This is a genomic window from Telluria sp. ZB4P36 (assembly GCF_059685865.1).
Genome location: NZ_JCASIE010000021.1, coordinates 1 through 25,889, shown reverse-complemented (window position 1 = coordinate 25,889; position 25,889 = coordinate 1). Strand labels below are relative to the sequence as shown.

Genomic DNA, 25,889 nt, shown 5'->3' with positions numbered 1-25,889 from the left:
CCAGTTTGCGGCGCAGGTCGGCGATGTGCGCCGGGGCCAGATTGGCAGGGTCGAAAGTGGGCACGCGCACTCCTGCTGAAGACGTGGGCGGGACGGCAAGGACCTGTCCCGCCGGGTCAGTTCAGCACGCCAGTGCAGCCTGCGCTACCGATTGCATCAAGAGTACGCAGATGAGCATGTCTGGTAATCTTTGCTTGCGGCTTCGTCCTGCCGCACGACCTGGAGAGCCATCCATGCGCTATATCGATTGTTTCCTCGCCCCGGTGCCGCGGGCCAACCGGGCGCAGTACGAGCAACTGGCGCAGCTGTCGTGGGAAGTCCTGCGCGACCATGGTGCCTTGCGCGTCGTCGAATGCTGGCTCGACGAGTCGGGCCCCGAAGCGTCCACCTACCATGGGGTCGACGCCCGCCAGCCGGCGGACAAGTACGGAAGCTTCCATGCCGCTGCCGGCGCCGGCAGCGACGAGACCGTCGTGATGTCCTGGGTCGAATGGCCCGACAAGCCGACCCGCGATGCGGGTATGGAAAAGGTTACGGCCGACCCGCGCATGCAATTCGGGGACCGGCCGCCCGCATTCGATGGCGCACGCCTGATCGCGGCCGGCTTCCTGCCCATGCTCGATCGCTCGCTTGTTCGAGAGTAATTGAAAGCTGGAAAACATCCGGTACTTACATTACAGTGCAGGCGCACGACAACGCAGCTGTCCCGATCGCTGTACCAACCGGTATGTCCATGAAGCTGAAACCCGCGTTCTTCCCCTGGCTCGTCGTCGTCTTCTTCATCACCAATCTCCTGCACGAATCGGCACACTGGCTCATGGGGGCGGCGCTCGGCTTCGAGATGCGCTTCGGCCTGAATGCGGTCCGCTACCTCACGCCGGCCGAGCCCTGGCAGCGGATGCTGGCGGATATCGCCGGCCCGGCCTATACCATCCTGCAGGGCCTGGTGGCCTACGTCCTGGTCCGGCGCAGCGCCTCATCGACGGCCTTCGCTTTCCTGTATGCGGCGGCGTTCTCGCGCCTGACCGCCGGCCTGGTCAGCTTTCTCCATCCGAACGACGAAGCGCGTGTCAGTCTGTATTTCGGCTTGGGTAAATGGACCTTGCCGGTACTGGTGGCCGGCGGCCTGATCGCATTGGTCGTGGCGGCAAGCAAGCGCCTGGGACTGGGCTGGAAAGACCAGGTCCTGTGTTACGTGGTGGCATCCCTGGCGGTGTCGGCCATCGTGGGACTGGATCGCTTCGTGCTGTGAGCGCGTGAGCGCTCACGCAAGAGATCAGGCATCGCCACGGTTCCGTTCGTAGTGCTTCTCGAGCGGAAACGGCGGCAACCAGGATTCGCGCCGCAGGATCCAGTTCTCATAGGTCGGCATCAACTGGTCCGGCGCATCGAGCGCACCCAGGTGCACCTCGACTTCATCTCCACTGCGCGCAAACACCGAGGAACCGCAGCGCGGACAGAAATGCCGCCCGGCGTACTCGCGGGTCTCGCCGCTGACCGTCACTGCATCTTGCGGAAAAATCGCGGCGGCATAGAACAGCGCGCCATGGTGCTTGCGGCAGTCGAGACAGTGGCACAGGCCGACCCGATCGGGGCGGCCCGTCGCCAGCAGGCGGACCTCGCCGCACAGGCAGCCGCCGCTGAACCCATCCATGCGGCTCAGCCCTTGTCGGCCTTGACGCGCGGATTGCGTCCCACCCGCCCGGAACCGTTGCCGCCGCCGGGAGCCGCTTCCGGCGCACCGCCGGACACGTCCAGCGGCGAGCCGCCTGCCTTCGGTTCGGCGGGCGCCGCCTTTGCCGCGCCGTCGGACTTGTTGCCCGCTTCCGGCGCGCCGCCGGCCGCCGGCATGGCGCTGCTTACGGCCTGGCGAAACTGATCTTGAAGCAAATTCCACCAGGCGACCGCGGCCGGCATCGCACTGCTGGCGTTCGGCGGGCCCGCGCTGTCGGCGGACTGGCTGGAAGCGGCCTTGGCATGGTCGGCCTGCGGGGTGGAAGCCGGATTCGGAGCGGGCGGCGGGGGAGGGGTCGGCGCTGCCGCCGCCTGGGCGAAGAACTGCGCGAAGGGCGCCGTCATGGCCGGGTCGCTGCCGGCACGCTGCATGGCCTGGGCCATGCTGTCGCCCATGGCCTTGAGCGTGGCCAGGGTGCCGCGCTGGACCTCGAGCGCCTGGATGGTCCCGCGCAGCATGCCCAGGTTCAGGTTCAGCCAGGATTCGACCGCCTTGAGGTCGGCGATCTTCTTGTCCAGGTCGTCCACGGACAGGCTGGAAGCGGACATGCCCGGCATGCCAACGCCGGGGATGTTCATGCCCCCCCAGAGGTTTTTCACGAATTCCAGGGTATCGGTCATTCCGGCAGCGTTCGGCATGGGTGGCTTGAGCATCGGTGTCTCCTTAATGGAAAGCTAAGCGTAGCAGATAACTAACACGGGACAAAGCCCGTGCGTTAAAGCGTCATGCGGGCAGCGGTCTGCGCCGCGGCCGTGCTCAGGCTACACTAGCGGCATGAGTTCCGCTTTCCATCCTCAGCGGCTCCGCGCGGTGGTGCTGGGCACGCTGATCGTGCTGCTGCACTGGCTGGTGCTGGGCTGGCTCACGGCAGGTACGCAGGGCATCGCGCTGCCGGGGCGCGAGGGCGAAGCCATGCTCAGCCTCGCGCGGCTGCTGCCGTCGACGCCGCCTGACGCGCCGGTCACCGAAGCGGTGCCGCCGCCCGCGCCGAAGATCGTGCAGCCGCCGCTGCCGGCGCATTTGCTCGACCTTGTGCCACTGCCGAGGATCGCGATCAAGGAGGACGCTGTAGGGGAGCCGGTAGCGCCCGGTCCTCCCGCGCAAGCCACTACGCCACCGGCCGAGCCCGCTCCCGCACCGCAAGTCGCTGCCGCCGAACCCGCACCGGCCGTACCCGAACCCGGCCCGGCGCCGGTCGTGCACACGATCCGCCGCTACAAGGTGGACGTGCCGCCGCCGGCCGAGTTGACGTATGAGGTCGCGCGCACGGACGCCGACGGCACCCGCTGGTCCGGCCAGGCCCTGCTGTCGTGGAAACGGAACGAGCAGGCCTACCGGGTGCGCTTCGAAGCCGGCATCAAGATCGTGTTCGCGCGCGTGAACCTGGCGGTGCTCACCAGCGAAGGCCACCTCGGCAACACCGGCCTGGCGCCGGTGAAGATGACGGAAAAGCGGCGCGGCCGCGCGCTGACGGCCACCCATTTCGACTGGCCCGCCAACAAGGTGAGCTTCTCGGCCTCGCAGAATAACTACGCGCTGCTGCCCGGCGCCCAGGACAAGGCCACGGTGCCGCTGCAGCTGACGGCCATCGCGCGCGGCGACGAGAAGCAGCTGAGCGGCGACATCGACATGTTTGTCGGCGAAGATCGCTGGGGCAGCGTTTATACCTTCAACGTCATGGGACCGGAGGAGATCGATACCCCGGTGGGCCGCCTGCAGACCGTGCGCGTGGCGCGTCCGCCCAAGCAGGGCTCGTACAAGTCGCGGCTGGACATCTGGCTGTCGCCGGCGCACGGCTGGCTGCCGGTGCAGATCCGCAGCAGCGAAGCCAATGGCGCGGTAACGACGCAAACGGTGAATCACATCGCCATGACCCAACCAGGACTGTAAACACATGCATAGACTCACCGTAGGACACAGCGGCTGCGGCCTGCTGCTGGCGCTGGCCCTGGGCACGGCGGTAGGCACGGCCCTGGCGCAGGATGCGCCGGCAGCCATCAAGCGCCCCTTCGAACTGCCGCCCTCGGCCGACCTGAACTACGAACTGCAGGCCCGCCATCGCGGCTTCAGCCTGAAGGGCGAGGCCGTCGTCACCTGGCGCGCCGGCGACGGCCAATACGCCGTCACCGCCGAATCGCGGGTGCCGGTGCTGGGCACCATCACGGAAAACCGCAGCAGCGGGGCGATCGATGCCTTCGGTCTGGCGCCGGCCGAATTCCACGAGAAGCGCATGCGCAAGGACCCGACCACGACCAGCTTCGACCGCGAGGCGAAGCAGCTGCGCTTCAGCGACGGCAAGCAGGTCTATCCGCTCAAGGGCGGGGAGCAGGACCGCGCCTCGATCACCTGGCAGCTGGCGGCGGTGGCGCGCGGCGCCGGCGCGAAGTTCAAGCCGGGTTCCCTGTGGCCGTTTTTCGTGGCCGGCCGCAATGACGCCGAAACCTGGGTGTTCAAGGTCGTGAAGCGCGAAAAGCTGCGCACCGGCCTGGGCGAGGTCGAGGCCGTGCTGGTCGCGCGCCAGCCGGTGCTTGAGAAGAAGGACCAGGTGCTGGAAGTCTGGCTGGCGCCCCGGCACGAGTGGTATCCGGTCAAGCTGCGCTTTGCCGACGGCGACAAGGAACAGATCGAACAGACGCTGAATACTGTTACGAAACACTAAAGCCGGCTTCACATTTTGCAACATTGTCTTGTTTTCAAGGCAATAGATGGGTGTGTCTTTCCTGCAATGGCGGGTCTCCGCGGCTGCTAGTTGCCGATCCTAAACTGTTATACTGGCGCCCCCGCGGACCGGTTGAGCCTGTCCGCGCCAGAGAACGGTACTTATATGATCGACCACCTTGCCGGCGCGGCGCTCGCCGTAGATTCCCTTTCGACTCCGCTGGAAGACGACCCTTTGCAGGCGCACTTCCAGAACGGTGTCGCGCCCGACGAGATCGAGCAGGTCTACCACCTCAAGCGCGCCCAGCCCATGCTGTCGGCCTTCACGGCGCTGTTCCATGGCACCCAGGACGGCGTGCTGGTGCGCTTGCTGGTCCTGCGCGAGCTGGCCAGCGACACCGGCAGCTCGGCCTTCTCGCGCGCCGACATCAACAACAAGCTGGCCTACCTGACCGCGGAAAGCCTGGAAACGGTGCTGAACCGCCTGCGCGGCCACGGCCTGCTGGCCTGGGACGCTCCGGCCGCCGTCTACCGCATCACGCCGCTGGCGCGCAACGTGCTGTCCGCCCTGGACACCCTGATCGCGCTGGCCAAGCCGGAAGAAGACGACGCCGAGATGGGCTTCCTGCTGTCGCAGGTGGCCGGCGCCCAGGCCGTGGGCGGCGTCACCGTGGAGCAGCTGCGCCACCTGCTGGGCCGCCTGGTGGAGCTGACCGAGGAATTCCGCGACGCCATCGCCTCGGGTTCCGAATTCCGCCTGCGCACCTCGCAGGCCAAGTGGCACATGGCCTGCGACTGGGTCGAGAAGGGTTCGGTCATCCTGCGTGCGATCACGATGGACCCGAACGCCGATTCGGCCACGCACAAGGCGGCGCAGGCGATCGGCCGCGCCCAGAGCGCGCTGCTGAACATGCAGGGCATGTTCTCGCGCGCCCTGAACCAGATCGAGCGCCAGCGCGTGCACCTGGGCCAGTCCGGCCTGTCGACCACCGACGTGAAACGCTGGCTGCTGGCCCACGAAGACCTGGCCAGCCTGGCCGAGGAGGCGATCGACCGCCCGGTGGTGCCGCTGTTCGGCACCCCGGCCGAGATGATCGACGTGGCCGAGACCGAGCTGCTGCTCGAGCGCGTGGTGTCGACCGGCCCCAAAGGCCTGCCGGCCGGTACCGACGCGCCGCTGACGGTCGACGACAACCCGGCCATGCAGGCCGAACTGAACGACTGGATCAACAAGCTGGCCGACTTCGCCAACCTCGGCAACTTCCCCGAATTCTCGGAGAGCGGCCCGAAGAAGGTGGCGCTGCACGAATCCCTGCTGCCGGCCAGCTTCGCCGTGGCGTCCTACCGCGCCTCGCTGCTGCCGCTGCTGGGCGACGCCGCCGAGGCCAGCCTGCAGGGCGCGACCGCCGAGCTGGCGCGCCTGCCCGTGAAATTCGAGCCTACCGACGAGATGATCCAGCTCGACGACCCGGAAGTGGCGGCGATGTCGATCGCCACCCTCTCACTGAATCCTGAAAGCGGTAACACCGATGAATGACGACGCACAAATCCTGATCGCGCGCCTGCTGACGCACCAGACCCTGCGCCGCGACGACAAGATGGTCAAGCGCGCGCTGTCGGACGAGCAGTTCCGCATCGAAGTCGACAAGCGCCTGCTCGAATGCGGCCTGAAGCTGCTCGACAACGTCTATGCCGACCACGTCACGATCGCCCTGCACCGCAACGTCGAGCCGAAGATCTTCGGCGCCAAGGACATCTGGCAGAACAATAACTTCGGCCTGACCCGCGACGGCGTGGCCCTGCTGGTGGTGCTGTGGGCGCAGATCATCCTGCCCAAGCGCGAGCGCCAGGAGACCCACGTCACGGTGGCGGACGACCAGACCGACATGTTCGAGAAGGACGCGCCGATCCCGCGCGCCGAGGACACCTCGATCGGCATCTCCTACACCGCGCTGCTGTCCGACTTCGGCGACAAGCTGGGCAAGAAGACCCGCATGGACATGAACCTGGGCGTGCTGTCGAAGCTCGGCTTCATCGAGCGCCGCGGCGACGTGATCCTGGAGGGCCCGCTGCTGGACCTGATGATGGACACCGACGTGCTGAAGGAACGCATCATCAATGGCGCGCTGGCCGACGTGTTCAAGCGCGCGCCGCTGGCTGCGGCCCCGCGCAAGATCGACGCCGCCAATGACGCCGTGGTGGAAACCGCCGACGACGCTGAAACCCCGACCTGAGGTAGCCCATGTTCCACATCAAATCACTCGAACTGGTCCACTGGGATTACTGGCAGCGGATCAAGAACATCCCGCTGGACGCCAAGATCATCACGATCGCCGGCCAGAACGGCTCCGGCAAGACCACGCTGCTCGACGCGCTGCGCACCCTGTTCGGCCTGGACTGCTCGATGGGCCGCACCTACAAGCACTATGCGCGCCACTCGGGCCAGCAGAGTGCCTGGCTGCGCGCCGTGGTCGACAACAAGCCGGTCGGCAAGCAGCTGTCCAACCGTCCCTTCCGCCATTCCGGCTTCTTCGCCGACGATGAAGTGACCCTGTTCTGCCAGGTGCAGAAGAACGGCGGCGACTGGAAGCGCCAGTACCTGATGCGCCCGGGTAACGTCGAGATCGAGGAAGTCACCGAAGCCACCGACTGGCTCGGCGTCGAGAACTACAAGAAGCGCCTCGCCTCGGCCGGCCTGTCGCCGGCGATGTCGAAAGTGCTGGCACTGGAGCAGGGCGAGACCGATAAACTATGCGAATACGCGCCGCGCCAGCTGCTCGACCTGGTATTCCAGGTCTTCGGCGACAAGGAAGTGCTGGACGCCTACGACGAAGCCAAGCGCCACCAGCGCGACACCGAGACGGAGCTGAAGCGCTTCGAGGCGGAGCTGGAAACCTCGCGCGTCAACCTCGAGGGCCTGCGCCTGCGCGTGGCCAACTACCACCAGTGGGAAGACCTGCACAAGGAAAAGCGCGCGCTGCAGGAAGAAGTGCTGCCGGCGCTCGAATACCACGAGGCCCGTGAAAAGGCGGCGGCCATCAGCCGCGCTATGCGCGAAGCACGCAAGCCCCTGCTGCAGGCCGATTCCATCCTGGCCGAGAAGCGCCAGCAGCTGGCGGCCCAGCAGCGCGCCCTGACCGAGGCGCAGAAGCTGGAAACCCAGCTGGAACAGGAAGCCACCGAACTGGCCAGCCGCCTCACGCAGGTCAACCAGAAGCTCAAGCCGCTGGAGAGCCTGGCCGAGCAGAAGGAACGCCTGCAGAAGCTGTCGGCGGACGCCGGCGCCGACCTGGCCGCGGTGGCCAACCAGCTCAACGAAAAAGAAGCCGAGCTGGCCAAGCAGAAGGCGGCGCGCGACAACATCGCCGCCAAGATCGCGGGCGAGCTGGCCACTATCTCCGCGCTGCAGGGCAAGAGCGCAATGCCGGAGCCGGAAGCCCAGCGCCAGATGCGCCGCGCCCTGCGCGACGAGGGCATCCCGCACGCCATGCTGTCGGACATCGTCGAAGTGACCGATCCAAAGTGGCAGGGCGCGGTCGAGGGTGTGCTGGGCGGTTACGCCTCGGTGGTGCTGCTGGAGAAAGCCAAGGATGCGCCGGCGGCTTACCGCCTGGCCGAGAAGGAGCGCTACCGCCACTTCATCGTGCCGGACTGCGTGGAAGCGCCGGTGGTCAAGGATGACAGCCTGCTGTCGGTGGTGCGCTTCTCGGGCAAGGCGCCGGGCTGGCTGATCGACCAGCTGGAGCGCATCGAGCGTGTGGAATCGGTGGACGCCGGCTTCAAGGCCAAGGCCGACGAATGGATCACGCCGGACGCCTACCACCGCGAACGCCGCGGCGGACGCTCGCTGTTCGTCGAGCCGTCGCGCTACCGCTTCGGCTCGGCCGGCAAGACCCAGCGCCTGGAAGCGATCCAGAAGCTGCTGCCTAGCCTGGAAGCGCAGGAAGACGCGCTGACCCTGGCGATCAGCAAGCTGGCCGCGGAAGTGGGCGCGCTGAAGGGCCGCATCGCCGGCGTCGACGCCGCCAAGGAACTGTCGGCGCGCCAGGCCGAGTTCGAGGAAGCCGCACGCGCGCTGGCTCCGCTCAAGGCCGAGCGCCTCGAAGTGGGTGCACGCCTGGGCGAGCTGTCGATGCTGACCAAGAACGCGACGGTGGCGCGCACCCGTGCCGACACCGTGTGGCAGAACGCGCGCATGGCCCTGTCCGAAGCGGAAGCCGGCATGCGCCTGAACAACCGCCGCACCATCGAACAGCGCGCCGAGCACGCGAAGGCGCTGCTGGATCTGCGCAAGGGCTGGCGCCACGTGCCGAAGAACTGGAAGAACGCCGGCTGGCGCGGCGCTATCGTGGCCAAGCACCAGAACGCGCACCAGGTCAACCTGCGCCTGTCCTCGCTCGAGCATGCGCTGGGACGCGAGGACTGGGAACAGGACGCGACGGTCATCGACCAGTACGCGCGCCTGAACGACCAGCTGTCCGGCCGCCAGAGCGAGACCGAGGAGCGCCGCTACCAGAACAACCGCGCGATCGAGGCCACCGCCAACGCGCGCGGCGCCTACATCGAGCGCCTGCGCTACACCATCAAGACCTACTCCAAGAACATCAAGGAGCTGGGCGAGCTGGCCGGCATCGACGTCCAGGCCGACCCGGTGCGCCTGGAGAACGACGACGTGCAACTGGCCCAGGCCGGCCTGCACGTACGCTTCAAGTTCGACGGCAAGGACCAGATCGGCATGAACGACGGCGAAGCCTCCGGCGGCCAGCAGGTGATGAAGTCGCTGGTGCTGCTGATCGGCCTGCTGAAGTCGGAAGAAGGCTCGGGCGGCTTCGTGTTCATCGACGAACCCTTCGCGCACCTGGACATCCGCAACATCCAGCTGGTGGGCGAGTTCCTCAAGAACACCGACGCGCAGTACCTGATGACCACGCCGCTGACGCACAACACGGACGTCTACGATCCGTCGGAGCTGACGCTAATCACCAGCAAGAAGAAGAAGGACGTGCAGTGGGCGCAGCCGATCTTCGTGCTGCAGCGGAGGAAAGACGAGGCGAAAGCCGCATAAGACCAAGGGGCGCCAGACCTGCGGTCTGGGCGCGAATGCGGCGTTCAACAAGCTGATGGGCTTGTATAGCGAGCTGGTGGTCAAGTACGCGCCGGTGACGCCCCGGTGATGCAAGGCCTGCCGGCCCGCATGGCAGGCTTACTGCATGAGCCACGCCAAGGGCGTCTACGCCCAGGGGCGCTGGAATCCTGCGCGTTCCCTGCATGCGCCTTTTGGATGCTTCGCGGATCTGGTCCTGGACGTCATGCTGCGGCGTCCGAAGCGACGCGCACGGATTCCGGCGTCTTAGCGTGGAACAAGCTCGTCAATGCGCTGTTGGAGCGCTGCCCGGGTCTTCGCATCCTGCGTGCTCGCCTGGAATTTTTTGAGGATGAGCAGCTGTGCTCGGGTGAATGCTTCTGCGGCGGGTACCGCGAGATCCGGCGCCACGCCGACGCCTTCCCAGTCCTTGAGCGTGACAGGATCACGGGCCGTGGATGTCGGCAGCATGAGCCGAAAATGCGCACCGATTTTCTTGATGCGCGACGGGTGGGCGCCGCCGCGCGTCGTTTCACCGACGATCGTGACGCGCTGCTTGTTTTTCAATGCGAAGGCCAGCCCTTCGGCGGCCGAGAACGTCGACTTGCTGGTCAGCAGATAGACGTCTTTGTCGGAACCGAAGCGGGTGCCCGGCACAGCCAGGGACGTCCATTGCTGTTCAGTGACATTGCCTTCGCGCCGGTACAGGTCGGCGATGTGCACCCGCTCATCGAATAAGTAACTCGCCAACAGGGGGACGCCATCGGTGGAACCGCCGTCGTTCTCTCGCAAGTCGATGATGAGCGCGTCCGTGTTGGCTAGCAGCGTCATGGCTGCGCCAATGAAGGGCGCCGAGTCTCCGGCAGGAGCGAAGAAGCTTGTCTTCAAATAACCGATATTTCCAGGCAGACGTTCGACGCGTTCGATGCCGAAATTTTCCTTCCGAAGCAGCGCCTGCCGTTGAGCGATGTCAGCCAGGGAGGGTTTGCTGCTTCGCTGTTCCGGAATCGGCTCGGCGCTGTACATGAGACGCAGGTGGGAGTCCTTGGTCGCGTCCTGCATTATCTGCGTCACCGTCTTCGCAAAGACTTCGTCACTCATCGCCTTGCCGAGATCTGCGCGGCGCAACACCGCGTCTAGTTGTCGTGCTTTATCGACATCGATGTACGAGGTGTTCAATTCATTGACGATGGCTTGTATCGTGGCTGTCCGTGCGGCGACGGGTCCAGGCTCCGCCCGGGCTGGGCATGTCAGGAAAAGTGCGGCGATCAGTAGGGCGCAGCGGTGCATGAACACTCCTCGAAGAGATGAATATCGGCTGTCTTCAGCCTTGCATTTCTTCGACCTAGGATAGCTTTTCTAGACAACAGTGTCTACTTATCGCGGTGCTTGGCCGCATTTCATGCTGGCTGAGTATGGAAAAGGCTGGCGGATGGCTCCGCCGACGACATCATTCGACATCCACCGCCTTGCGCAGCTTGCGCCGCCACAGCAGCAAGCCCGCCGAATACCGCTCGAAGTAAGCCGCCGTCAGACCGACGCACAGCATCGTGAGCATATCGTCCGCCAGCTTCGGCGCCGGAATCCCCTTGCCCTGGTTCGCATAGATTTCCACCCCGAGATAGAGGATGCGCGCCACCAGGATCATCGCCATCAGGATGCCCAGCCGTGCCGGTGGTGTGAAGTAGTAGCCCTGCTCGGTGTCCTCGAAGCGGGTCCGCCTCAGGGCGTAGTGGCCCCAGCCGGCGCCGAACGCAGAACCGGCCAGCAGGGCGGCCAGGTTGGTCAGGTTATCGAACAGCTGCGTCATCGGCACCAGGATCATGGCGCCGAACACCAGCACGCCGGTGTAGTGGCGCGACACGATCGAGCGCTGGCGCGTCATCTGGGCCTTGACGCGGTTGTAGACGCGCCAGACCAGCAGCGGGGTCAGGACGAGCAGGGCGAGGGTGGTGATCGAAAGGTCCATGGTGGGCTGAATGTAATGAGGCCGCTATTGTAATGGAGCCGGGCGCGCCACCCTTGCGCATCATGATAAGGTGTCTGCTCCGCCTGTCTCGAGGAGATCCCTGCCATGAATGCTGTTTTCCCCGTGGAAGCGCACCGCGCACCGGACCCGGCCCCCGTCGAGGAACCGGCGCCTGAGCCCTTCGACGCGCCGCATCCGCACCACCAGCCCGGCCATCCGCATACGCCGCAAAACGAGGACCCGGTGCCCGATCACAAGCCCAGCGTCTTGCATTAATTTCGCTTAATCAATCGAAGGCCCAGGAGTACAGCACGTCCAGCGCGGTATTGGTGCCGGTCTGGAACTGCAGCGTGATCTTCGGGGTCCACTTGTAGCGCAGGCGCACCAGGCTCGAGGCCGTGGTCGCGCCCTGCTCGAAGCTGAGGTAGGTGCGCGAAGAGATGCGCTTGCCCACGGTCACCACGGTGCCCTCCAGGCCGCCGCCGCTTTCCGCCTGCTTCAGCCCCAGTTCGTCCACGCCGAGCGAGGTCGCCAGTTTCTGGGTGATGCCGCCGGTGCCACCCTTGCCGCCGAGCAGTGCGCCCGCCGCGGCCGCCAGCACGTCCTTCTCGTTGCCGCTCGTGCCTTCCATGCCGTGGCCGAGTACCAGCCAGGACAGCTTCTCGCTGTCCGGCACGTTCGGCGTCGACACCAGGCGGGCATCGGGCGACTGCGCCGTGCCGCGCACCTGCACGCCGGCTTCCACGTTGGTCTCCGACAGCTGTTCGCCCTCGGGCTGGGCGCGCACCGCGAGTACGTCGAGGGCCGGGTTGTCGTAGGGGCCGCTGAAGGTGATGACGGCGCGCCGGATCTCCAGCTTCTGGCCGTAAGCCGCGTAATCGCCTTCGACCGCGCGGATGCTGCCGTTGACGCGCGGCGCGCCGGCGCCGACCTTGCGCACGCGGACGTTGCCGGCCAGGGTAGCGTCGATGCCGAGGCCGCGCAGGCGGAACTCGTCGCCGAGGTTGGCGCGCAGGTCGATCGTGAGTGGCAGCTCTTCTTTCTTGTTCGAGGGGACCGGCCTGGCGCCGCCCTGGCCCAGCACGATGACGTCGTCCGACATGGTCGGGCGGCCCTGGGGCGCGAATTCGATCAATGCGCGGTCGGCGCGCACATTGCCCTCCAGGGCAAAGCGCTCGGCATCGCGCACCAGCGAGGCCGAGCCGCTCAGGACCACGGTGCGGTCCGGGCGCGACAGTGCTTCGAGCTTGTCGAGCGTCAGGCGCAGGTCGGCCGCGGCCAGGCCGCTCGAGAAGCGCAGGAAGCCTTCGGCCGAGGCGCTGCCCTGGCGGCCCTGGAAGAACAGGCGCTGCAGCTGCAACTGGTCGCCGGCCAGGCCCGCGCGCAGCTCGCCGTTCTGCAGGCGCACGCCTTGCTCCGGCCAGCGCACCGACAGCTTGTCGCCCTGGACGCTGCCGTCCAGGCGCGGGGTGCCGATGGTGCCGCTGCCGGTCAGGGCCAGGCGCAGCGCGCCGTCCAGTTCCAGACCCGACTGCCCCGCGAACGAGGCCAGCCAGCCGATCGAGGCCATGTTGGCATTGGCCGTCATGCGCATCGGGCTGTCGCGATCGAGGCGGCCCTGCAGCAGCTGGGCCGTGGCATCGACCTTGGCGTTGCCGGTGCGGGCGCCGTCCAGGTTCATCCGCACGCGCAGCGAGCTGCCGACGACGTCGGCCTGCGCATCCAGGGTGCGCAGGCCGAGCGGCACCGGCTGGTCGCTGCCGGCGATCAGGTCGCCCTTTTCGCGGAATACATGGACCATGCCGTCCAGCGCCGGGGCGCCGCCGGTGGCAGCGCCGTTGGCACGTGCCGTGCGCAAGTCGAGCGCCCACCGCGCGCCCAGGGTCAGGTCGCCGCGCGCATTGTCGCGGATCGCCGGCGAGAACTGCGCCAGGTAGGCCAGCGGCACGTTGTCCGCATGGCCCTTGCTATTCCAGCGCGGGCCGTTCTTGACCAGCGAATCGATCGTGATGCTGCCCGCCGGCAGCCTGACGACGGCGCCGTTGAAGGCGATGTTCTGCGGCTTGGCCAGGCCCATCACGCCGCTGCCCGGCGCGCCGCCGATGCGCAGCGGGACCGGCGCCTGCAGCGCCATCGCGTAGCGGCCGCGGTTCTGCAGCGCGGCCAGGGTGCCGCTCCAGGTGTCGCGCGTCCAGCCTCCGCGCACCTCGAGATTGGCATCGAAGGCATCGCCGACGGCGGCCGCGCGCAGGGTGTGGGCGCCGCGCGTGCCTTCGGTCTTCAGGCTGGCCGAGGCGACGCGCGTTTCGCCGCTGACGTACTCGGTGACCTGGATGTCGCTCGCCAGCGCGTCGCGCGCGCCGCGGCCGGAACCGAGGGTGGCGTTGGCGCGCAGCGCGCGGATGTTGTGGGTGCCGAGCAGGCGCAGGTTCTGGCCTTCCAGCGCGGCGCTGAAGGAGGGCGCGTCCATGGTGCCCGACAGGCTGCCCTGGCCGCGCAGCAGGCCGGCGAAGTCGGGGCCGAGCGCGGCCAGTTGCGGCGCGTCGATGCGCCAGGCCAGCTGGTCGCTGCCGGCGCCGAAGCTGCCCTTGGCCGCGACCACATTGGCGCCCACGTGCAGGTCGACGTCCGCATTCGCTATGTGGCGGCGGTCGGCCGTGAGTCTGGCGTGGCCCCACAGCGGAGAACTCGACAGGGTCGAGTCCTGCACGCGCAGGTCGAGGGCGCCGCGCCAGTCGGCGCCGCTGCGGCCGCCGGCGTCGAAAGTGCCGCTGATCGAGCCGGCCAGCGGCGAGCCGAAGGCGGCCGGATTGAAGCGCTGCATCGCGCCGCTCATCTTCGCTTCCACGAAGCGGGCGCCTGCGGCGCCGGCCAGCCAGGCATCGCCGCTGGCGCGCAGGCTGCCACCCGCATTCTTGCGCTGGGCGGCGACCCAGCCGAGGCCGTTCGCATTCAGCTCGAAGCTGGTGCGCGGGGCAGCCATGGCCCCGGTGGCGACGCCGTTCGCCGTCACCGCGCCGTACAGATCGCTGCGCAGCGCCGACAGCTGGCGGCCGTCGAGGCGCCATTGGAGCTTGTCGCCGGCGCCGCCGAAGGCGCCGTTGAGGGCGACCGTGTTCTGGCCCAGCGCCAGGTCGGCGTCGATGCCGCTGATGCGCCTGGCGTCGGCGCGCAGCTTGCCTGCGCCCGACAACGGCTGGTTCAGCACGCGGCTGCGGCGCACGGCGAAGTCGGCGTCGACGCGCCATGCGGGGGCGAGGGCGCCGGCCGCGTTGACGCTGGCATTGATGTCGGCCTGCGGGAAGTCGCCGAAATCGGCCGGATTGAAGCGGCTGGCGCTGGCGCTGGCCTTGAAGGCCTTGTCGTCGAGCAGGTTCATGTTGCCGCTGACGTCTATCCGGCTGCCGCCGCTCGACAGGCGCGCTTCGCGCACCGTCACAATATTGTTTTCCAGCGTCGCCAGCGCGGCAAGGCGCAAGGTTTTGTCGGCCAGGTTCGCCTGCAGGGTCTGGGTCGTGCCGGCATTGGTCACCTGGATGTCGCCGCGGATGGCGGTCGGCTTCATGGTGGAGTAGATGTGCTTCAGGTCGAAGCGCTCGGTGTGCAGGGTGAAGCGCGCGGTGCCGATTCCTTCCTGGTCTTTTTCGCGCTGGACGCCCCCTAGGCCCGTGAAGCGGCCGGCCGCGCCGAAGTCCATCAATACGTCGGACACCCGCAGGGCATCCAGGCTCCCGCCCAGCTGGCCGCGCATCACACGCAGCGGCAGGCGCTGTTTGTCGATCGTGCCTTCCGGGCCGTCGTTGCTGATGTCGACGCGGCCGCTGATATTGCGCTTGTCGTCCAGCTTGCCCGTGACGGCGAAGCTCAGGTCGGCCGTCGGCAGCGCCGGGTTGAAGAAGCCCGGGTCGACGTTGCGGCCCTTGATGCGCATCTCGCGCAGCGGGATCTCGGCATAGGGCGAGAGCACGAAGCGGGCGTCGCCCACGGCGCGGCCGGCCTGGCCGTTCGCATCGACCAGAGTCGTTTCCAGGTCGCCGCCGACCTTCAGGCGCAGCTGGGCGGCACGCGAAGTTGCCCCACCTTCGGCCTTGGCTTGCGACTGCGTCAGGCTGGCGCTGGCATCCAGCTTGAAGGGACGCCGGGCGCCGATCGTGCCGTTTGCCGCCACGTCGCCCCAGGGCGTCACGGCGGCGGCGTCGCGTACCTGCCAGCGCTGCTTGTTGCCGTCCAGGCGCAGGCGGATGTTGTCGATGTGGGTCTCGGCACCCTCGTTCACGAAGCTCGCGCGGTTCAGGCGCGCATCGTCGATCGAGACGGTGAAGGGCGGCGCCAGCTTGACCGGCATGGTCGAGGGCTCCTCGCTTTCCTTGAGCATCTCGACCCGCATAGTGGCCGCATGCAGGGTGTCCACCAGGATGCCGCGCGAGACGATCTGTCCGGGCGACCAGCGCAGATTGATCTTGTTGGCGACGACCAGCTGCTCGTCGGTGCGCCAGACGATGCGTTCGATGTACATGGCGCCGTACAGGGAGCCGCGCACGCCGGTGAGGGTGAGCTTGCCCCCGGTGGAGGCGGCGACCTTTTGCGCGATCATCTGCAGCGTGGTTTCGCGGCCCAGGTACCACAGGGTGCCGCCGACGATCACGCCGGTCACGACCACGCCGATGGCGACGCGGCGCGGCCAGCGGCGCTTGTGCGGTGCGGGGGCGGGCGCCTGGCTTGGCGCGGTGTCGTTCGTGTCCATCAGAAGGTGAATCCCAGGGAGAAGTGCAGGCGCGCCTTTTTCACGGCGTGGCCATAGGCGACGTCGACGTTGATCGGGCCCACCGGGCTGCGCCAGCGCGCGCCGACGCCGAAGCCGGATTTCGGCTGCAGGTCGCCGACCTTGTCGGCGGCATTGCCGACGTCGTAGAAGAAGGCCACGCCCCAGGGCGGGCGGAACCAGTACTGGTACTCGGCGCTGGCCGTGGCCAGGTACTTGCCGCCCACGATGGCGCCGTTCTCGCCCACGCCCAGTTCGCGGTAGCCGTAGCCGCGCACCGACTGGTCGCCGCCGGCGCGGAACAGGAATGTACTTGGCACGCCGATCTTGTCCTTGGCCGCCACCGCGCCGAATTCGCCGCGCAGCACCAGGGTGCCGCTCTCGCCCAGCGGCTTGAACATCTGGCCGCGCAGGTAGAGGCGCAGGAATTTTTCGTCGGTCAGGATCGGCAGCAGGGCGCCGCCCAGCTGGCCCTGCAGCACATAGCCGTTGGTCGGCTGGATCAGGCTGTCGAGCTTGCGGCGGGTGATGCTGTAGGTGAGCGGCAGGCTGCGCGTGTTGGTGGACGGATCGGGCGGCACCTCGCGCTTTTCGACCAGGGCTTCCAGGGTCAGGCTGCGCTCCAGCAGCGGCGTGCCCCACTGGCGCCGCGCGGCGACCGTGGCCAGGGTGGTGATCTCGCCGCGCACGTCGTTGCGCTCGACGCCGGCGCCGACGCTGTCGTTGTAGCCCTTGGGCGTGGTCGGCCAGTAGAAGTCGACGCGCGCGGTCTGGCGCTTCTGTTCGTAGACCAGGTCGCTCTTCATGCGCTTGCCGAGCACGTTCAGGTCGTCGTAGCTGGCCTGCAGGCGTCCGCCGGTATCGGTCGAGAAGCCGACGCCGACCTCGACGTTCTTGCGCAGGTTTTCGGTGACGCGCACCAGCACCGGCAGCACGGTGGGGCCGGTGGGCGGCTCCGGCGTGGCCGCGCTTGCAGCCGAATTCGCGTCGGGATCGTCGTCGCCTTCCTTCAGTTCCTTCAGCTCGGCGTTGAGGACGGCGCGCATGTCGGCGCTCACTTCGACGCTGCTGAAATAGCCGGTGTCCTGCAGGCGCGACTGCAGGGCCTGCAGCGCCGCCTCGCTGTACTCGTCGCCCGGCTTGATCTTGTTCAGGTTGGTGATCACCTCGCGCGGATAGCGCTTCAGGCCGCGGATGCGCAGCTCGCCGAAGCGCATCTCCGGGCCGCTGTCGATGACCACGCGCAGCAGGGCGCGGCGTTCTTCCGGATCGACGGTGGCGCTGGTCTCGACCAGGCGCGCGCGCGGGAAGCGGGTCTGCGCGACGTCGCGCAGCAGCTCGCGCTTGGCGGCTTCCCAGTCGGCCTGGCGGAAGCGCGCGCCGATCGGCAGCTGCCAGCGCTGGCGCAGGGCGGCGGGGTCGAAGGGCGCGGCGCCCTTGTCGAGCTGGACGAAGCCCTGCAGCACCAGGTCGATGTCGCCGACCACGGTCGGCTCGCCCGGATCGACGATCACGCGCGCCACCGTACGGCCGCCGCCGGTGTCGAGGCCGGCCGAGATCTTGGGCGAGTAATAGCCCTCGGTGGCGATGAAGGTCCTGGCCTGGGCCGGGGCTTCCTTGACCAGGCGCTGCAGCTGTTCCATGTCGACGCGCGGGTTGCCGCGCCAGCGCATCAGGTCGAGGTTTTCCTCGAGCATGTTCTCGATCTGGCGCGGGGCGTCGATGCGCACCTGGTAGTCGATTCCCCGGGTGCTTTCCTGTGCGTAGACTGCGGTCGCAAATACCAGGGCGCCCATCCCCATGAAGAGGCGGGGCAGGGGACGCAGGCGGCGGGAATTCGATCTTGCAGGAAACATGGCGCTCCGTAGGGTAAGTTCATGGCAATCTTAACGGATTGGCAAAAACGGTGACGGACGCTAAGCCCGGCCCTGTCTGTTTTGGGGAGCTGACGCGGCGCGCGGTTTTATGCCAGAATTCGCGGTTTCCCCTGTCCACGAACCCCGATCATGCCTACCAACGACACCGCGCTCGTCCTCTTCAGCGGCGGCCAGGATTCCACCACTTGCCTCGCCTGGGCCCTGCAGCGCTATGCGCGCGTGGAGACCATCGGCTTCGACTACGGCCAGCGCCACGCCATCGAGCTGGAAGTGCGCCCGACCCTGCTGTCCAAAATGCGCGCACTCAATCCGGACTGGGATGCCAGGCTGGGCGAGGACCACATGACCGACCTGTCCCTGATCTCGAAGATCTCGGACACGGCCCTGACCAGCAACGTGGCCATCGCGATGCAGGAAAACGGCTTGCCGAACACCTTCGTGCCGGGCCGGAACCTGCTGTTCATGACGGTGGCGGCCACGGTGGCCTACCGCCGCGGCCTGACCGTGCTGGTGGGCGGCATGTGCGAAACCGATTTCTCGGGCTATCCGGACTGCCGCGACGACACCATGAAGGCGCTGCAGGTGGCGCTGAACCTCGGCATGGCCACGCGCCTGAAGGTCGAGACTCCCCTGATGTGGATCGACAAGGCAGAAACCTGGCAGCTGGCCCAGGATTGCGGCGGCGAGGCGCTGGTGGACCTGATCCGCTTCGACACCCACACCTGCTACCTGGGCGAGCGCGGCGCCGCGCACCCGTGGGGGCACGGCTGCGGCACCTGCCCGGCCTGTGCGCTGCGGGCGCGCGGCTACGCGCAGTACGTGGCGGGCAAGGGGGCCTGAACGGGCCTGCCTACTTCGCGGCGCGCAGGAACTCGGCTTCCTGGCGCCCGTTCATCAGCTCCCACTCCGGCATGCGGTTGGCCCGCAGGATCTTGCCGGCCCTGGCATACACCAGGTACATATCGCCGGTGCCGTTCGCGCGCGGCAGGCTGGCGCGGATGTCGCTCCCGCAGCCGATGACGACCCGGGTCTTGTCCCTGGTAAAGCTCAGCACCTGCTGCGCCGCGTACTTCCCCTTGATGTCGTCGACCAGGTCGAAGGTGGCTCCGTAGACCTGCACGAGGTGGGGGATCGGCGAGCTTGAGGGCAGGGTCTCTTCGTGGGACGTGAGCATGGCGATGCGCCCGACGAAGACCAGGTCCGCTTCGTCCCTCAGCGCCAGCAACTGCGCCTTCGTCTCGGCCACGACTTCCTGCTGCCTGCGGGCGGCTTCCTCCGGCGTGTACACCCGGCATGCCGAGGCTGGAATCGCAGTTGCGCCGGCCACGAGGAGCAGCGCTGCGAGGAAGGTCTTTGCGGGAGAGTTCATGGCGATGGAGGCGGAATCACGATACCGCCATGATGCCTGATCCGCGCGCCGGAAAATGCGCGGAAGTTCACAGCGCCATCCATCACGCCGGCAGCCGCGCCACGACCTTGATCTCGAACTGGAAGCCGTACAGCCAGGTCACCCCGACCGCCGTGACAGTCGGGTAGGGCGCCTCGCCCCAGTAGTCCCGCGCCACTTCCCAGATGCGTTCGAACTTCGATTCCGGATCGACGATGAACAGGGTCACGTCGGCCACGTCCCGGAAGCTGCAGCCGCCCGCCGCCAGCACGGCGTTCAGGTTCTGGAAAGCCAGCCGCACCTGCGCGTCCAGCTCCGGTTCGGGCGAGCCGTCCTCGCGGCTGCCGACCTGTCCCGACACGAACAGGAAGCCGTTCGACCGCACCGCCGGCGAATAGCGGTTCTTTTCATACAGGGCCTGGCGGCCCGTGGGGAAGATGACGTCACGCATGGTTTGCTCCTTCTGTGGATGATGAGAGGAGCTTAACGCTGGAATTTGTTGCGATAAACAGGCAAATCGGCGCAACACTGTTTGTATAATCGTGACAATTCAGCGAGGGAGCAGCAGGATGGACAGGTTCGACGGCATGCGCGCATTCGTCCGGGTCGTGGAAGCGGGCAGTTTTACGAAGGCGGCCGAGACCCTCGGCATGAGCCGCACCAGCGTCACCCAGCTGGTGCAGCAGCTGGAAAGCCACTTGCGCCTCAAGCTGCTCAACCGCACGACGCGCAAGGTCAACGTGACGCTCGATGGCGCCGCCTACTACGAGCGCGTGGTGCGCCTGCTGGCCGACCTGCACGACATCGAGAACAACCTGCCGGGCGCTTCCCCGGCGCCGCGCGGCCTGCTGCGGGTGGACGTGCCCAGTCCCTTCGCCAACATGATCCTGGTACCGGCGCTGCCGGCCTTCCATGCGCGCTATCCCGAGATCCGGTTCGACCTGGGCGCCAGCGACCGCAAGGTCGACCTGATCGGCGAGAACGTCGACTGCGTGGTGCGCGGCGGCAGGATTACCGACGAATCGCTGGTGGCGCGCCACGTCGGCGACCTGCAGCTTGGCGTGTACGCGGCGCCATCCTACCTGGCGCAGGCCGGCACACCGGCGCATCCCCTGGCGCTGCAGGATGCGCCTCATTACATCGTGCGCTTTCGCTGGTCCAACGGCCTGCCCTATGCCATGCACCGCGGCGGCGAGACCGTCAAGATCGCGGGACGCTACGTGCTGGCGATCGACGACGGCAACGCCTACCTGACCGCCGGACTGGCCGGCCTGGGCGCGCTATGGCTGCCGGATTACATGGCCCGGGACCATGCGGCGAGCGGCGCCCTGGTGCGGCTCTTTCCCGACTGGCGCATCGATCCGATGCCGCTCTACGTGGCTTATCCGCCCAACCGCTATCTCGGCAAGGCACTGCGCGTGTTCATCGACTGGATCGCCGAGTTGATGCTGCCCGAAACGTGAAAACGGCCGGGAAGGCCGGCCGTTTCAAGGAATGCTCTCAGCCCGGCTTGCGCGGCGGCTTGTTGCCCGCCTGCGGGGCCGGCTGCGCGGCCGGCCCCTGCACGTGGCCCTGCACGGAACCGTTGTCGGCAAGCCCGTCGAACTGCATGCTGGCACCGCTGCCGGCGTTCGCGTTGGCGCGCTCGGCATGCAGGTTCGCCGCGGCATGGACATGGCCGTTGCCACCGCCGTTGCCGCGTTGCGCATCGACCGGCTGGAAGGGATCGCGGAAGGTCTTCAGGACTTCTTCCTGCTGGCGCATGCTGCGCGCGCTTTCTTCGGCGGCGGCGCGCGTCACGTCGTCCGCCAGGGCGTGGGCGGTGCGCGAGGTTTCCGGACCGTGCTGCTCGGCGACGCGGGCCAGTTCGACGTGGACCTCGGCCGCCAGGCGCGAGAGATGCTGCTGGTAGGCGCGCAGCTTGTCGGAAGCCGGCTGGGCATGGGCCGCGGCCGCACCCATGGCATCGAAGGGACGCTCGCTCGACAGCATGCGCTTGCCGGCGTTCATGGTTTCTTCGATCATGCTCTGGCTGAGCTTGAGGTTGGCTTCGCACACGGCCTGGAAGGAGCCGGTCAGGGTCTTGTTGAGGTCATTGAACCAGGCGAGCTGGGAATCCACATGGGAGCGGAGGGCGGGATTGCTGGAAGGGGAATAAGGGAACATGGGGAGGTCCTTGTCGGTGTCGAGCCGCGTGAGGGCACGGTCCCGATGGATCGGGAGCGGCAGGAGGGCGGGTCGAGGAGAGGCAGCGGATTGCTGCGAAGATGCAGGATCGGAAAAGCATCGAGCGAACACAGGACACTATGCGCCCCTTTTGGCGCGCACGGGACGAATCGGCAAAAGTATTTGCGCGTCGTTCTCCGCGGACACATTTGGAACGCGATAGAATGCTTGCGCCCGACAAGGGCAAACGCTAGGGGTCCTGCGCCGCGCGAACGCGCGTCGTGGGTGAGAGATACCCTCGGAACCTGATCTGGATAATGCCGGCGAAGGGAAGCGTGGCGATCCCGGTCATGCCGCATCCAACCACTCCCTTGCCCGCTCCTGCCCAGGCGCCCGAGACGCAGACAAGGATCCGATGAAAGTCATTGTGCTGGGAGCCGGCGTGGTCGGCACGGCCTGCGCATGGTACTTGCGGCAGGCAGGGCATGAGGTCACCGTGCTCGATCGCCAGCCGGGGCCGGCGCAGGAAACAAGCTTTGCGAACGGTTGCCAGATTTCGGTATCGCATGCCGAGCCCTGGGCCAACCCTGCCGGCCTGTTGAAGGTCCTGCGCTCGCTCGGCCGCGAAGACGCACCGCTGCTGTTCCGCCTGCGCGCCGATCCGCTGCAATGGCGCTGGTGCCTGCAGTTCGTGCGCGAATGCCGCCCTGCGCGGGTGGCCGCCAACCTGCGCCGGATCGTCGCCATCGCCGATTACAGCCGCCGCAGCCTGCAGGCCCTGCGTGCCGAGACCGGAATCGACTACGATCACCTGGCGCGCGGCATCCTGCATGTGTACACCGACCAGCGCGAGTTCGACCGGGCCTGCCGTGCCGCGGCGGCGATGCGCGACCTGGGCTGCCCGCGCATGACGATCGGTGCCGATGAGGTGCTGCGCATCGAACCCGCGCTGGCCGGAGCGCGGGTCCGGCTGGTGGGCGGCGACTTTACCGCCAGCGACGAGTCGGGCGACGTCCACGCCTTCACTGCGCAACTGGCAGCGAGGGGTGAGGCGGCGGGCATCCGCTTCCGCTACAACACGAGCGTGACGCGCCTGCTGGCCGAGGCGGGAAAGATCAGCGGCGTGGAGCACATCGACGGTGAAGGCCGGCACGGAGTGCTGAACGCGGACGCCTTCGTCGTCGCACTCGGCAGTTTTTCGGCCGGCTTGCTGGCGCCGCTGGGTATCCGGCTGATGATCTATCCCGGCAAGGGCTACTCGGCGACCTATCCAGTCATCGACGCGGCCGCGGCGCCGACGGTGTCGCTCACCGACGACGGCCACAAACTGGTGCTGTCGCGGCTCGGCGCGCGCCTGCGCGTGGCCGGCACTTGCGAGCTCGACGGCTATTCGCGCGCGCTGAACACGGTGCGCTGCGAGGCGATTACCCGGCGCGTGCGCGAACTCTTCCCCGGCGCCTGCGATTACGATCGTGCGCGCTACTGGGCCGGCCTGCGGCCCCTGACGCCCTCGAACGTCCCCTACATCGGCGCGACGCGCTATGCGAACCTGTACCTGAATACCGGGCACGGCACGCTGGGCTGGACCATGGCCTGCGGCTCCGGGCGGGCGCTGGCCGATCTCATCTCGGGCCGCAAGCCCGAGCTGCACGTCGCTTTTTCCGGGCCAGACACGATCCGGTAAGATGCCGGGGTCGATATCGCATTCCCGTTCGCCATGCCAGCCACCCGCCAGGCCCCGCTCATCCTGTTCCTTGCGTTTCCCGGGACGGGTCTGCTCGACCTGACCGGTCCGCAGACCGTCTTCTGGGCCGCCCAACGGCACATGGGCGGGCGCGACCTGCTTCCCTACGAATTGCAGACGGTGAGCCTGCACGGCGGCCCGGTGCGCACCGAAGAAGGCGTCGTGATCGACACGCTGCCCGTGTCCGCGTTCGGCCAGCGCGCCATCGACACGATCGTCGTACCCGGATCGTCCGGCATCGCCGGGCTCCTGGGTCAGCTGGATGCGAGCGTCGACTGGCTGCGGCATGCGGCGCCGCGCGCGCGGCGCACCGCATCGGTCTGCACCGGCGCCTTCCTGCTGGCCCAGGCCGGCCTGCTGGACGGCAGGCGCGCCGCCACGCACTGGGCCATGTCGGACCTGCTGGAACAGCGCTTCGCCTCCGTGACGGTCGACCGGGATGCCATCTTCGTGCGCCAGGACCAGGTCTGGACCTCGGCCGGCGTGACCGCGGGGATCGATCTGGCGCTCGCCCTGGTCGAGGAAGATTGCGGCAGGGCCGTCGCCATGGACCTGGCGCGCGACCTGGTGGTGTTCATGAAGCGCCCCGGCGGCCAGTCGCAGCACAGCGAACTGCTGCGGGCGCAGTCGCGCGACAGCGCCGGTTTCGACGCGCTGCATGCCTGGATCCTCGACAATCTCCACAATGCCGACCTCAGCGTCGAGCTGTTGGCCGAACGCGCGCGCATGAGCGCCCGCAATTTTTCACGGGTCTACAAAAGCAGGACGGGACGTTCGCCGGGCAAGGCGGTCGAACTGTTCCGGGTCGAAGCGGCGCGGCGGATGCTGGAACAATCGGAGCGCAAGCTCGACCAGATCGCCCTGCAATGCGGTTTCGGCGACGAAGACCGGATGCGCGTCAGCTTCCTGCGCAACCTGGGCCTCACGCCCTCGGCATACCGGCGCCAGCTGGCCAAGAGCCCGGCCGCGTAGGCAGGCGCGCCTACAGGAGGATGTGGCCGTCCGGCGGCGGCGCGCTGCGGTCGGGCGCCGATCCCAGCAGCGCAAGCAATTCCTGCTCGATCGCGCGCGACATATGGGTGATGGGAACATCGTTGGCACCGCCTTCGAAGGGGTTCTCGGTGCTTTCGCCGACCTGGTCGAGCGCCAGGTACATCCAGGCGATCAGGACGCTGAAGGGCACGGCGAACCAGCCCATCTGCCCGTCCAGCAGGGCGGGCGCGGGCAGCTGGGCGAACTCCCGTACCATCCCGAGGGGCAGCAGCAGGGCGAACAGCCACACGAACAGTGAATTGACGATCGTGTACTGGCGCGGATAAGGAAAATTCTTGATCCGCTGCGCACGCGCATGCTGGTCGATCAGGTCCTTGAGGGTTTTCTGCATCTCGGTGTGATGCAGCACCGGCAGATCCTGGGCGAGGAACAGGCCGCGGATGGCGCGGCTCTGTTGGGACATCAGCGCGGCAGGGATGTCGCCGCCCGCCAGCAGTTCCGCGATGGTGGCCGGCGGGAGGTACTTGGCCAGTTCGGCTTCGAGCGGGATGCTGCGTTCCGCCACCACGAAGCTGCGCTCCCGGTATTCGGCATTCGGGGCGGTGGCCGCCGCCTCCCAGACACGCGGGGTGCGCAACTGGTAGCGGACCGCCGTGAGCCAGGCCAGGTGCCGGGGAATCAGCTCGCGGACGGCGTTTTCGTCGGCCGGAAAGTCGCGGCTGATCAGGCCCCAGTAGCGGCTGGAGGCCGTAATCGACGACCAGATCTGCTGCGCTTCGACGGTGCGGCCATGACTCTGGACGTTCTTGAATCCGACGATGAAGGACGCCGCGGTTCCCAGCAGCGCCAGCACCGGCCAGGGCAAGGCCGGCCAGCGCCAGCCGCCCAGCTGGTAGAGCGCCGCGACCGCGCCGGCCGCCGCCGCGGCGACGTAGATCCTGCGCCGCGTCCAGTAGACGAATTCGGCCAGGCCGTAGGACTTTCCGATATGCATTTGTGCTCAGCTTGAGGGCGCCTGCGCCTGCAGCCAGCCCTGCAGCCGGACCGCGCCCAGCTGTGCTTTCCCGTGCGGCACCAGCGTGTCTTCCTGCAGCTCCGCGCCGAAGTAGGGGGCATGGACGTCGGCACGCACGGTACGCGGGTCCTTCCTGGCCACCAGGTACTGCTGCACCAGTTCGGCCAGACGGAAGCGCTCCGGGCCGGCGATCTCGACGATGCCGTTCACCGGCGCGCCGAGGGCGGCGTCGGCCATCGCCAGGGCCACGTCGTCCGACGAAATCGGCTGCACGAAGGCGGGCGAGAGGGCGATGCTGTCGCCTTGCGCCGCCGATGCGGCGATCCCGCCCAGGAATTCGAAGAACTGGGTGGAATGCACGATGGTGTAGGGCAGGCCGGATTCTAATGCCAGTCAGTTAAGCTGACTGGCATTTTTCATTGGAAACTTGGATCTGGGCTGTTTGACGACTCTTGGATAGGAGCGCGTTCGACGTTCCGGCAAGAGATAGGCACGTGCCT

22 protein-coding genes, 1 pseudogene and 1 riboswitch are annotated in these 25,889 nt (G+C 67.4%); of the genes and pseudogenes, 12 read left to right on the top strand and 11 right to left on the bottom strand.

Features of this window, described 5'->3' with window-relative positions; genetic code table 11:
- The first annotated feature begins 233 nt into the window (after nucleotides 1–233).
- Nucleotides 234–644 (top strand): DUF1428 domain-containing protein, encoded by a 411-nt coding sequence (locus tag AC56LK_RS21300; RefSeq protein ID WP_497186472.1) that lies wholly within the window; start codon nucleotides 234–236, stop codon nucleotides 642–644.
- A gap of 89 nt (nucleotides 645–733) precedes the next feature.
- The gene (locus AC56LK_RS21295; RefSeq protein ID WP_497186471.1) at nucleotides 734–1,252 is read left to right on the top strand and encodes a hypothetical protein; all 519 of its coding nucleotides are present in this window, start codon (nucleotides 734–736) and stop codon (nucleotides 1,250–1,252) included.
- A 24-nt stretch (nucleotides 1,253–1,276) separates the two neighbouring features.
- Here the strand turns inward: AC56LK_RS21295 and AC56LK_RS21290 are convergent, their stop codons facing one another.
- Nucleotides 1,277–1,654 (bottom strand): GFA family protein, encoded by a 378-nt coding sequence (locus AC56LK_RS21290; protein ID WP_497186470.1) that lies wholly within the window; start codon nucleotides 1,652–1,654, stop codon nucleotides 1,277–1,279.
- 5 nt (nucleotides 1,655–1,659) lie between these two features.
- Nucleotides 1,660–2,388, bottom strand: a complete 729-nt coding sequence (locus AC56LK_RS21285; RefSeq protein WP_497186469.1) for a PhaM family polyhydroxyalkanoate granule multifunctional regulatory protein — start codon at nucleotides 2,386–2,388, stop codon at nucleotides 1,660–1,662.
- Nucleotides 2,389–2,509: 121 nt separating this feature from the next.
- On the opposite strand from AC56LK_RS21285, the gene AC56LK_RS21280 reads away from it, so the two are divergent.
- The 5 genes from AC56LK_RS21280 (at nucleotide 2,510) to AC56LK_RS21260 (ending at nucleotide 9,458) form a co-directional block, all read left to right on the top strand.
- A complete protein-coding gene (locus AC56LK_RS21280) occupies nucleotides 2,510–3,625 on the top strand; it encodes a DUF3108 domain-containing protein (RefSeq protein WP_497186468.1) in 1,116 nt (371 codons plus the stop codon).
- Between the two features lie 4 nt (nucleotides 3,626–3,629).
- Nucleotides 3,630–4,394: a DUF3108 domain-containing protein gene (locus AC56LK_RS21275; protein WP_497186467.1), complete on the top strand. Its 765-nt coding sequence runs from the start codon at nucleotides 3,630–3,632 to the stop codon at nucleotides 4,392–4,394.
- Between the two features lie 165 nt (nucleotides 4,395–4,559).
- A complete protein-coding gene (locus AC56LK_RS21270; RefSeq protein WP_497186466.1) occupies nucleotides 4,560–5,930 on the top strand; it encodes a hypothetical protein in 1,371 nt (456 codons plus the stop codon).
- A complete protein-coding gene (locus AC56LK_RS21265) occupies nucleotides 5,923–6,627 on the top strand; it encodes a hypothetical protein (RefSeq protein ID WP_497186465.1) in 705 nt (234 codons plus the stop codon). Before AC56LK_RS21270 ends, AC56LK_RS21265 begins: the two co-directional genes overlap by 8 nt.
- A gap of 8 nt (nucleotides 6,628–6,635) precedes the next feature.
- Nucleotides 6,636–9,458: an ATP-binding protein gene (locus AC56LK_RS21260; RefSeq protein WP_497186464.1), complete on the top strand. Its 2,823-nt coding sequence runs from the start codon at nucleotides 6,636–6,638 to the stop codon at nucleotides 9,456–9,458.
- Nucleotides 9,459–9,743: 285 nt separating this feature from the next.
- On the opposite strand, the gene AC56LK_RS21255 is transcribed toward AC56LK_RS21260, so the two are convergent.
- Both AC56LK_RS21255 and AC56LK_RS21250 read right to left on the bottom strand, forming a co-directional pair.
- Nucleotides 9,744–10,766: a S41 family peptidase gene (locus AC56LK_RS21255; protein WP_497186463.1), complete on the bottom strand. Its 1,023-nt coding sequence runs from the start codon at nucleotides 10,764–10,766 to the stop codon at nucleotides 9,744–9,746.
- Nucleotides 10,767–10,926: 160 nt separating this feature from the next.
- The gene (locus tag AC56LK_RS21250; RefSeq protein ID WP_497186462.1) at nucleotides 10,927–11,445 is read right to left on the bottom strand and encodes a CcdC protein domain-containing protein; all 519 of its coding nucleotides are present in this window, start codon (nucleotides 11,443–11,445) and stop codon (nucleotides 10,927–10,929) included.
- 105 nt (nucleotides 11,446–11,550) lie between these two features.
- Here AC56LK_RS21250 and AC56LK_RS21245 point away from each other — a divergent pair, with 105 nt between their 5' ends.
- Nucleotides 11,551–11,721, top strand: coding sequence for a hypothetical protein (locus AC56LK_RS21245; protein WP_436107765.1), 171 nt, complete (start codon nucleotides 11,551–11,553; stop codon nucleotides 11,719–11,721).
- 10 nt (nucleotides 11,722–11,731) lie between these two features.
- Here AC56LK_RS21245 and AC56LK_RS21240 read toward each other — a convergent pair whose 3' ends face one another.
- Nucleotides 11,732–16,189, bottom strand: a complete 4,458-nt coding sequence (locus AC56LK_RS21240; protein WP_497186461.1) for a translocation/assembly module TamB domain-containing protein — start codon at nucleotides 16,187–16,189, stop codon at nucleotides 11,732–11,734.
- The gene (locus tag AC56LK_RS21235) at nucleotides 16,189–18,063 is read right to left on the bottom strand and encodes an autotransporter assembly complex protein TamA (protein WP_497186460.1); all 1,875 of its coding nucleotides are present in this window, start codon (nucleotides 18,061–18,063) and stop codon (nucleotides 16,189–16,191) included. The genes AC56LK_RS21240 and AC56LK_RS21235 overlap by 1 nt, the downstream gene beginning before the upstream one ends.
- 150 nt (nucleotides 18,064–18,213) lie before the next feature.
- Between AC56LK_RS21235 and queC the strand changes: the two genes are divergently transcribed.
- Nucleotides 18,214–18,924: a 7-cyano-7-deazaguanine synthase QueC gene (gene queC / locus AC56LK_RS21230; RefSeq protein ID WP_497186459.1), complete on the top strand. Its 711-nt coding sequence runs from the start codon at nucleotides 18,214–18,216 to the stop codon at nucleotides 18,922–18,924.
- A 10-nt stretch (nucleotides 18,925–18,934) separates the two neighbouring features.
- Here queC and AC56LK_RS21225 read toward each other — a convergent pair whose 3' ends face one another.
- On the bottom strand, nucleotides 18,935–19,453 hold the full coding sequence (locus tag AC56LK_RS21225; protein WP_497186458.1) for a hypothetical protein: 519 nt from the start codon (nucleotides 19,451–19,453) through the stop codon (nucleotides 18,935–18,937).
- Between the two features lie 82 nt (nucleotides 19,454–19,535).
- Nucleotides 19,536–19,922, bottom strand: a complete 387-nt coding sequence (locus AC56LK_RS21220) for a RidA family protein (protein ID WP_497186457.1) — start codon at nucleotides 19,920–19,922, stop codon at nucleotides 19,536–19,538.
- Between the two features lie 118 nt (nucleotides 19,923–20,040).
- Here AC56LK_RS21220 and AC56LK_RS21215 point away from each other — a divergent pair, with 118 nt between their 5' ends.
- Nucleotides 20,041–20,934, top strand: coding sequence for a LysR family transcriptional regulator (locus AC56LK_RS21215; protein WP_497186456.1), 894 nt, complete (start codon nucleotides 20,041–20,043; stop codon nucleotides 20,932–20,934).
- Nucleotides 20,935–20,971: 37 nt separating this feature from the next.
- Here the strand turns inward: AC56LK_RS21215 and AC56LK_RS21210 are convergent, their stop codons facing one another.
- On the bottom strand, nucleotides 20,972–21,637 hold the full coding sequence (locus AC56LK_RS21210) for a phasin family protein (protein WP_497186455.1): 666 nt from the start codon (nucleotides 21,635–21,637) through the stop codon (nucleotides 20,972–20,974).
- Nucleotides 21,638–21,879: 242 nt separating this feature from the next.
- Nucleotides 21,880–21,986: riboswitch (TPP riboswitch) on the top strand.
- Here AC56LK_RS21210 and AC56LK_RS21205 point away from each other — a divergent pair.
- Complete coding sequence (locus tag AC56LK_RS21205) at nucleotides 21,948–23,321, top strand: D-amino acid dehydrogenase (RefSeq protein ID WP_497186519.1); 1,374 nt, start codon at nucleotides 21,948–21,950, stop codon at nucleotides 23,319–23,321. Its footprint overlaps the riboswitch before it by 39 nt.
- A gap of 33 nt (nucleotides 23,322–23,354) precedes the next feature.
- The gene (locus tag AC56LK_RS21200; protein WP_497186454.1) at nucleotides 23,355–24,353 is read left to right on the top strand and encodes a GlxA family transcriptional regulator; all 999 of its coding nucleotides are present in this window, start codon (nucleotides 23,355–23,357) and stop codon (nucleotides 24,351–24,353) included.
- Between the two features lie 10 nt (nucleotides 24,354–24,363).
- Here AC56LK_RS21200 and AC56LK_RS21195 read toward each other — a convergent pair whose 3' ends face one another.
- Entirely contained in the window at nucleotides 24,364–25,368 is a 1,005-nt protein-coding gene (locus tag AC56LK_RS21195; protein WP_497186453.1) for a bestrophin family protein, read from the bottom strand.
- A 6-nt stretch (nucleotides 25,369–25,374) separates the two neighbouring features.
- Nucleotides 25,375–25,782, bottom strand: a pseudogene (locus tag AC56LK_RS21190) (SDR family oxidoreductase); the annotation flags it as partial.
- Nucleotides 25,783–25,889: the final 107 nt, after the last annotated feature.

Coding starts and splice junctions, on each gene's coding strand:
- AC56LK_RS21195 (WP_497186453.1), bottom strand. CDS start 25,368: ATGCATATCGGAAAGTCCTACGGCCTGGCCGAATTCGTCTACTGGACG.
- AC56LK_RS21215 (WP_497186456.1), top strand. CDS start 20,041: ATGGACAGGTTCGACGGCATGCGCGCATTCGTCCGGGTCGTGGAAGCG.
- AC56LK_RS21295 (WP_497186471.1), top strand. CDS start 734: ATGAAGCTGAAACCCGCGTTCTTCCCCTGGCTCGTCGTCGTCTTCTTC.
- queC (WP_497186459.1), top strand. CDS start 18,214: ATGCCTACCAACGACACCGCGCTCGTCCTCTTCAGCGGCGGCCAGGAT.
- AC56LK_RS21210 (WP_497186455.1), bottom strand. CDS start 21,637: ATGTTCCCTTATTCCCCTTCCAGCAATCCCGCCCTCCGCTCCCATGTG.
- AC56LK_RS21235 (WP_497186460.1), bottom strand. CDS start 18,063: ATGTTTCCTGCAAGATCGAATTCCCGCCGCCTGCGTCCCCTGCCCCGC.
- AC56LK_RS21270 (WP_497186466.1), top strand. CDS start 4,560: ATGATCGACCACCTTGCCGGCGCGGCGCTCGCCGTAGATTCCCTTTCG.
- AC56LK_RS21250 (WP_497186462.1), bottom strand. CDS start 11,445: ATGGACCTTTCGATCACCACCCTCGCCCTGCTCGTCCTGACCCCGCTG.
- AC56LK_RS21245 (WP_436107765.1), top strand. CDS start 11,551: ATGAATGCTGTTTTCCCCGTGGAAGCGCACCGCGCACCGGACCCGGCC.
- AC56LK_RS21255 (WP_497186463.1), bottom strand. CDS start 10,766: ATGCACCGCTGCGCCCTACTGATCGCCGCACTTTTCCTGACATGCCCA.
- AC56LK_RS21300 (WP_497186472.1), top strand. CDS start 234: ATGCGCTATATCGATTGTTTCCTCGCCCCGGTGCCGCGGGCCAACCGG.
- AC56LK_RS21220 (WP_497186457.1), bottom strand. CDS start 19,922: ATGCGTGACGTCATCTTCCCCACGGGCCGCCAGGCCCTGTATGAAAAG.
- AC56LK_RS21225 (WP_497186458.1), bottom strand. CDS start 19,453: ATGAACTCTCCCGCAAAGACCTTCCTCGCAGCGCTGCTCCTCGTGGCC.
- AC56LK_RS21260 (WP_497186464.1), top strand. CDS start 6,636: ATGTTCCACATCAAATCACTCGAACTGGTCCACTGGGATTACTGGCAG.
- AC56LK_RS21285 (WP_497186469.1), bottom strand. CDS start 2,388: ATGCTCAAGCCACCCATGCCGAACGCTGCCGGAATGACCGATACCCTG.
- AC56LK_RS21265 (WP_497186465.1), top strand. CDS start 5,923: ATGAATGACGACGCACAAATCCTGATCGCGCGCCTGCTGACGCACCAG.
- AC56LK_RS21275 (WP_497186467.1), top strand. CDS start 3,630: ATGCATAGACTCACCGTAGGACACAGCGGCTGCGGCCTGCTGCTGGCG.
- AC56LK_RS21280 (WP_497186468.1), top strand. CDS start 2,510: ATGAGTTCCGCTTTCCATCCTCAGCGGCTCCGCGCGGTGGTGCTGGGC.
- AC56LK_RS21240 (WP_497186461.1), bottom strand. CDS start 16,189: ATGGACACGAACGACACCGCGCCAAGCCAGGCGCCCGCCCCCGCACCG.
- AC56LK_RS21290 (WP_497186470.1), bottom strand. CDS start 1,654: ATGGATGGGTTCAGCGGCGGCTGCCTGTGCGGCGAGGTCCGCCTGCTG.
- AC56LK_RS21200 (WP_497186454.1), top strand. CDS start 23,355: ATGCCAGCCACCCGCCAGGCCCCGCTCATCCTGTTCCTTGCGTTTCCC.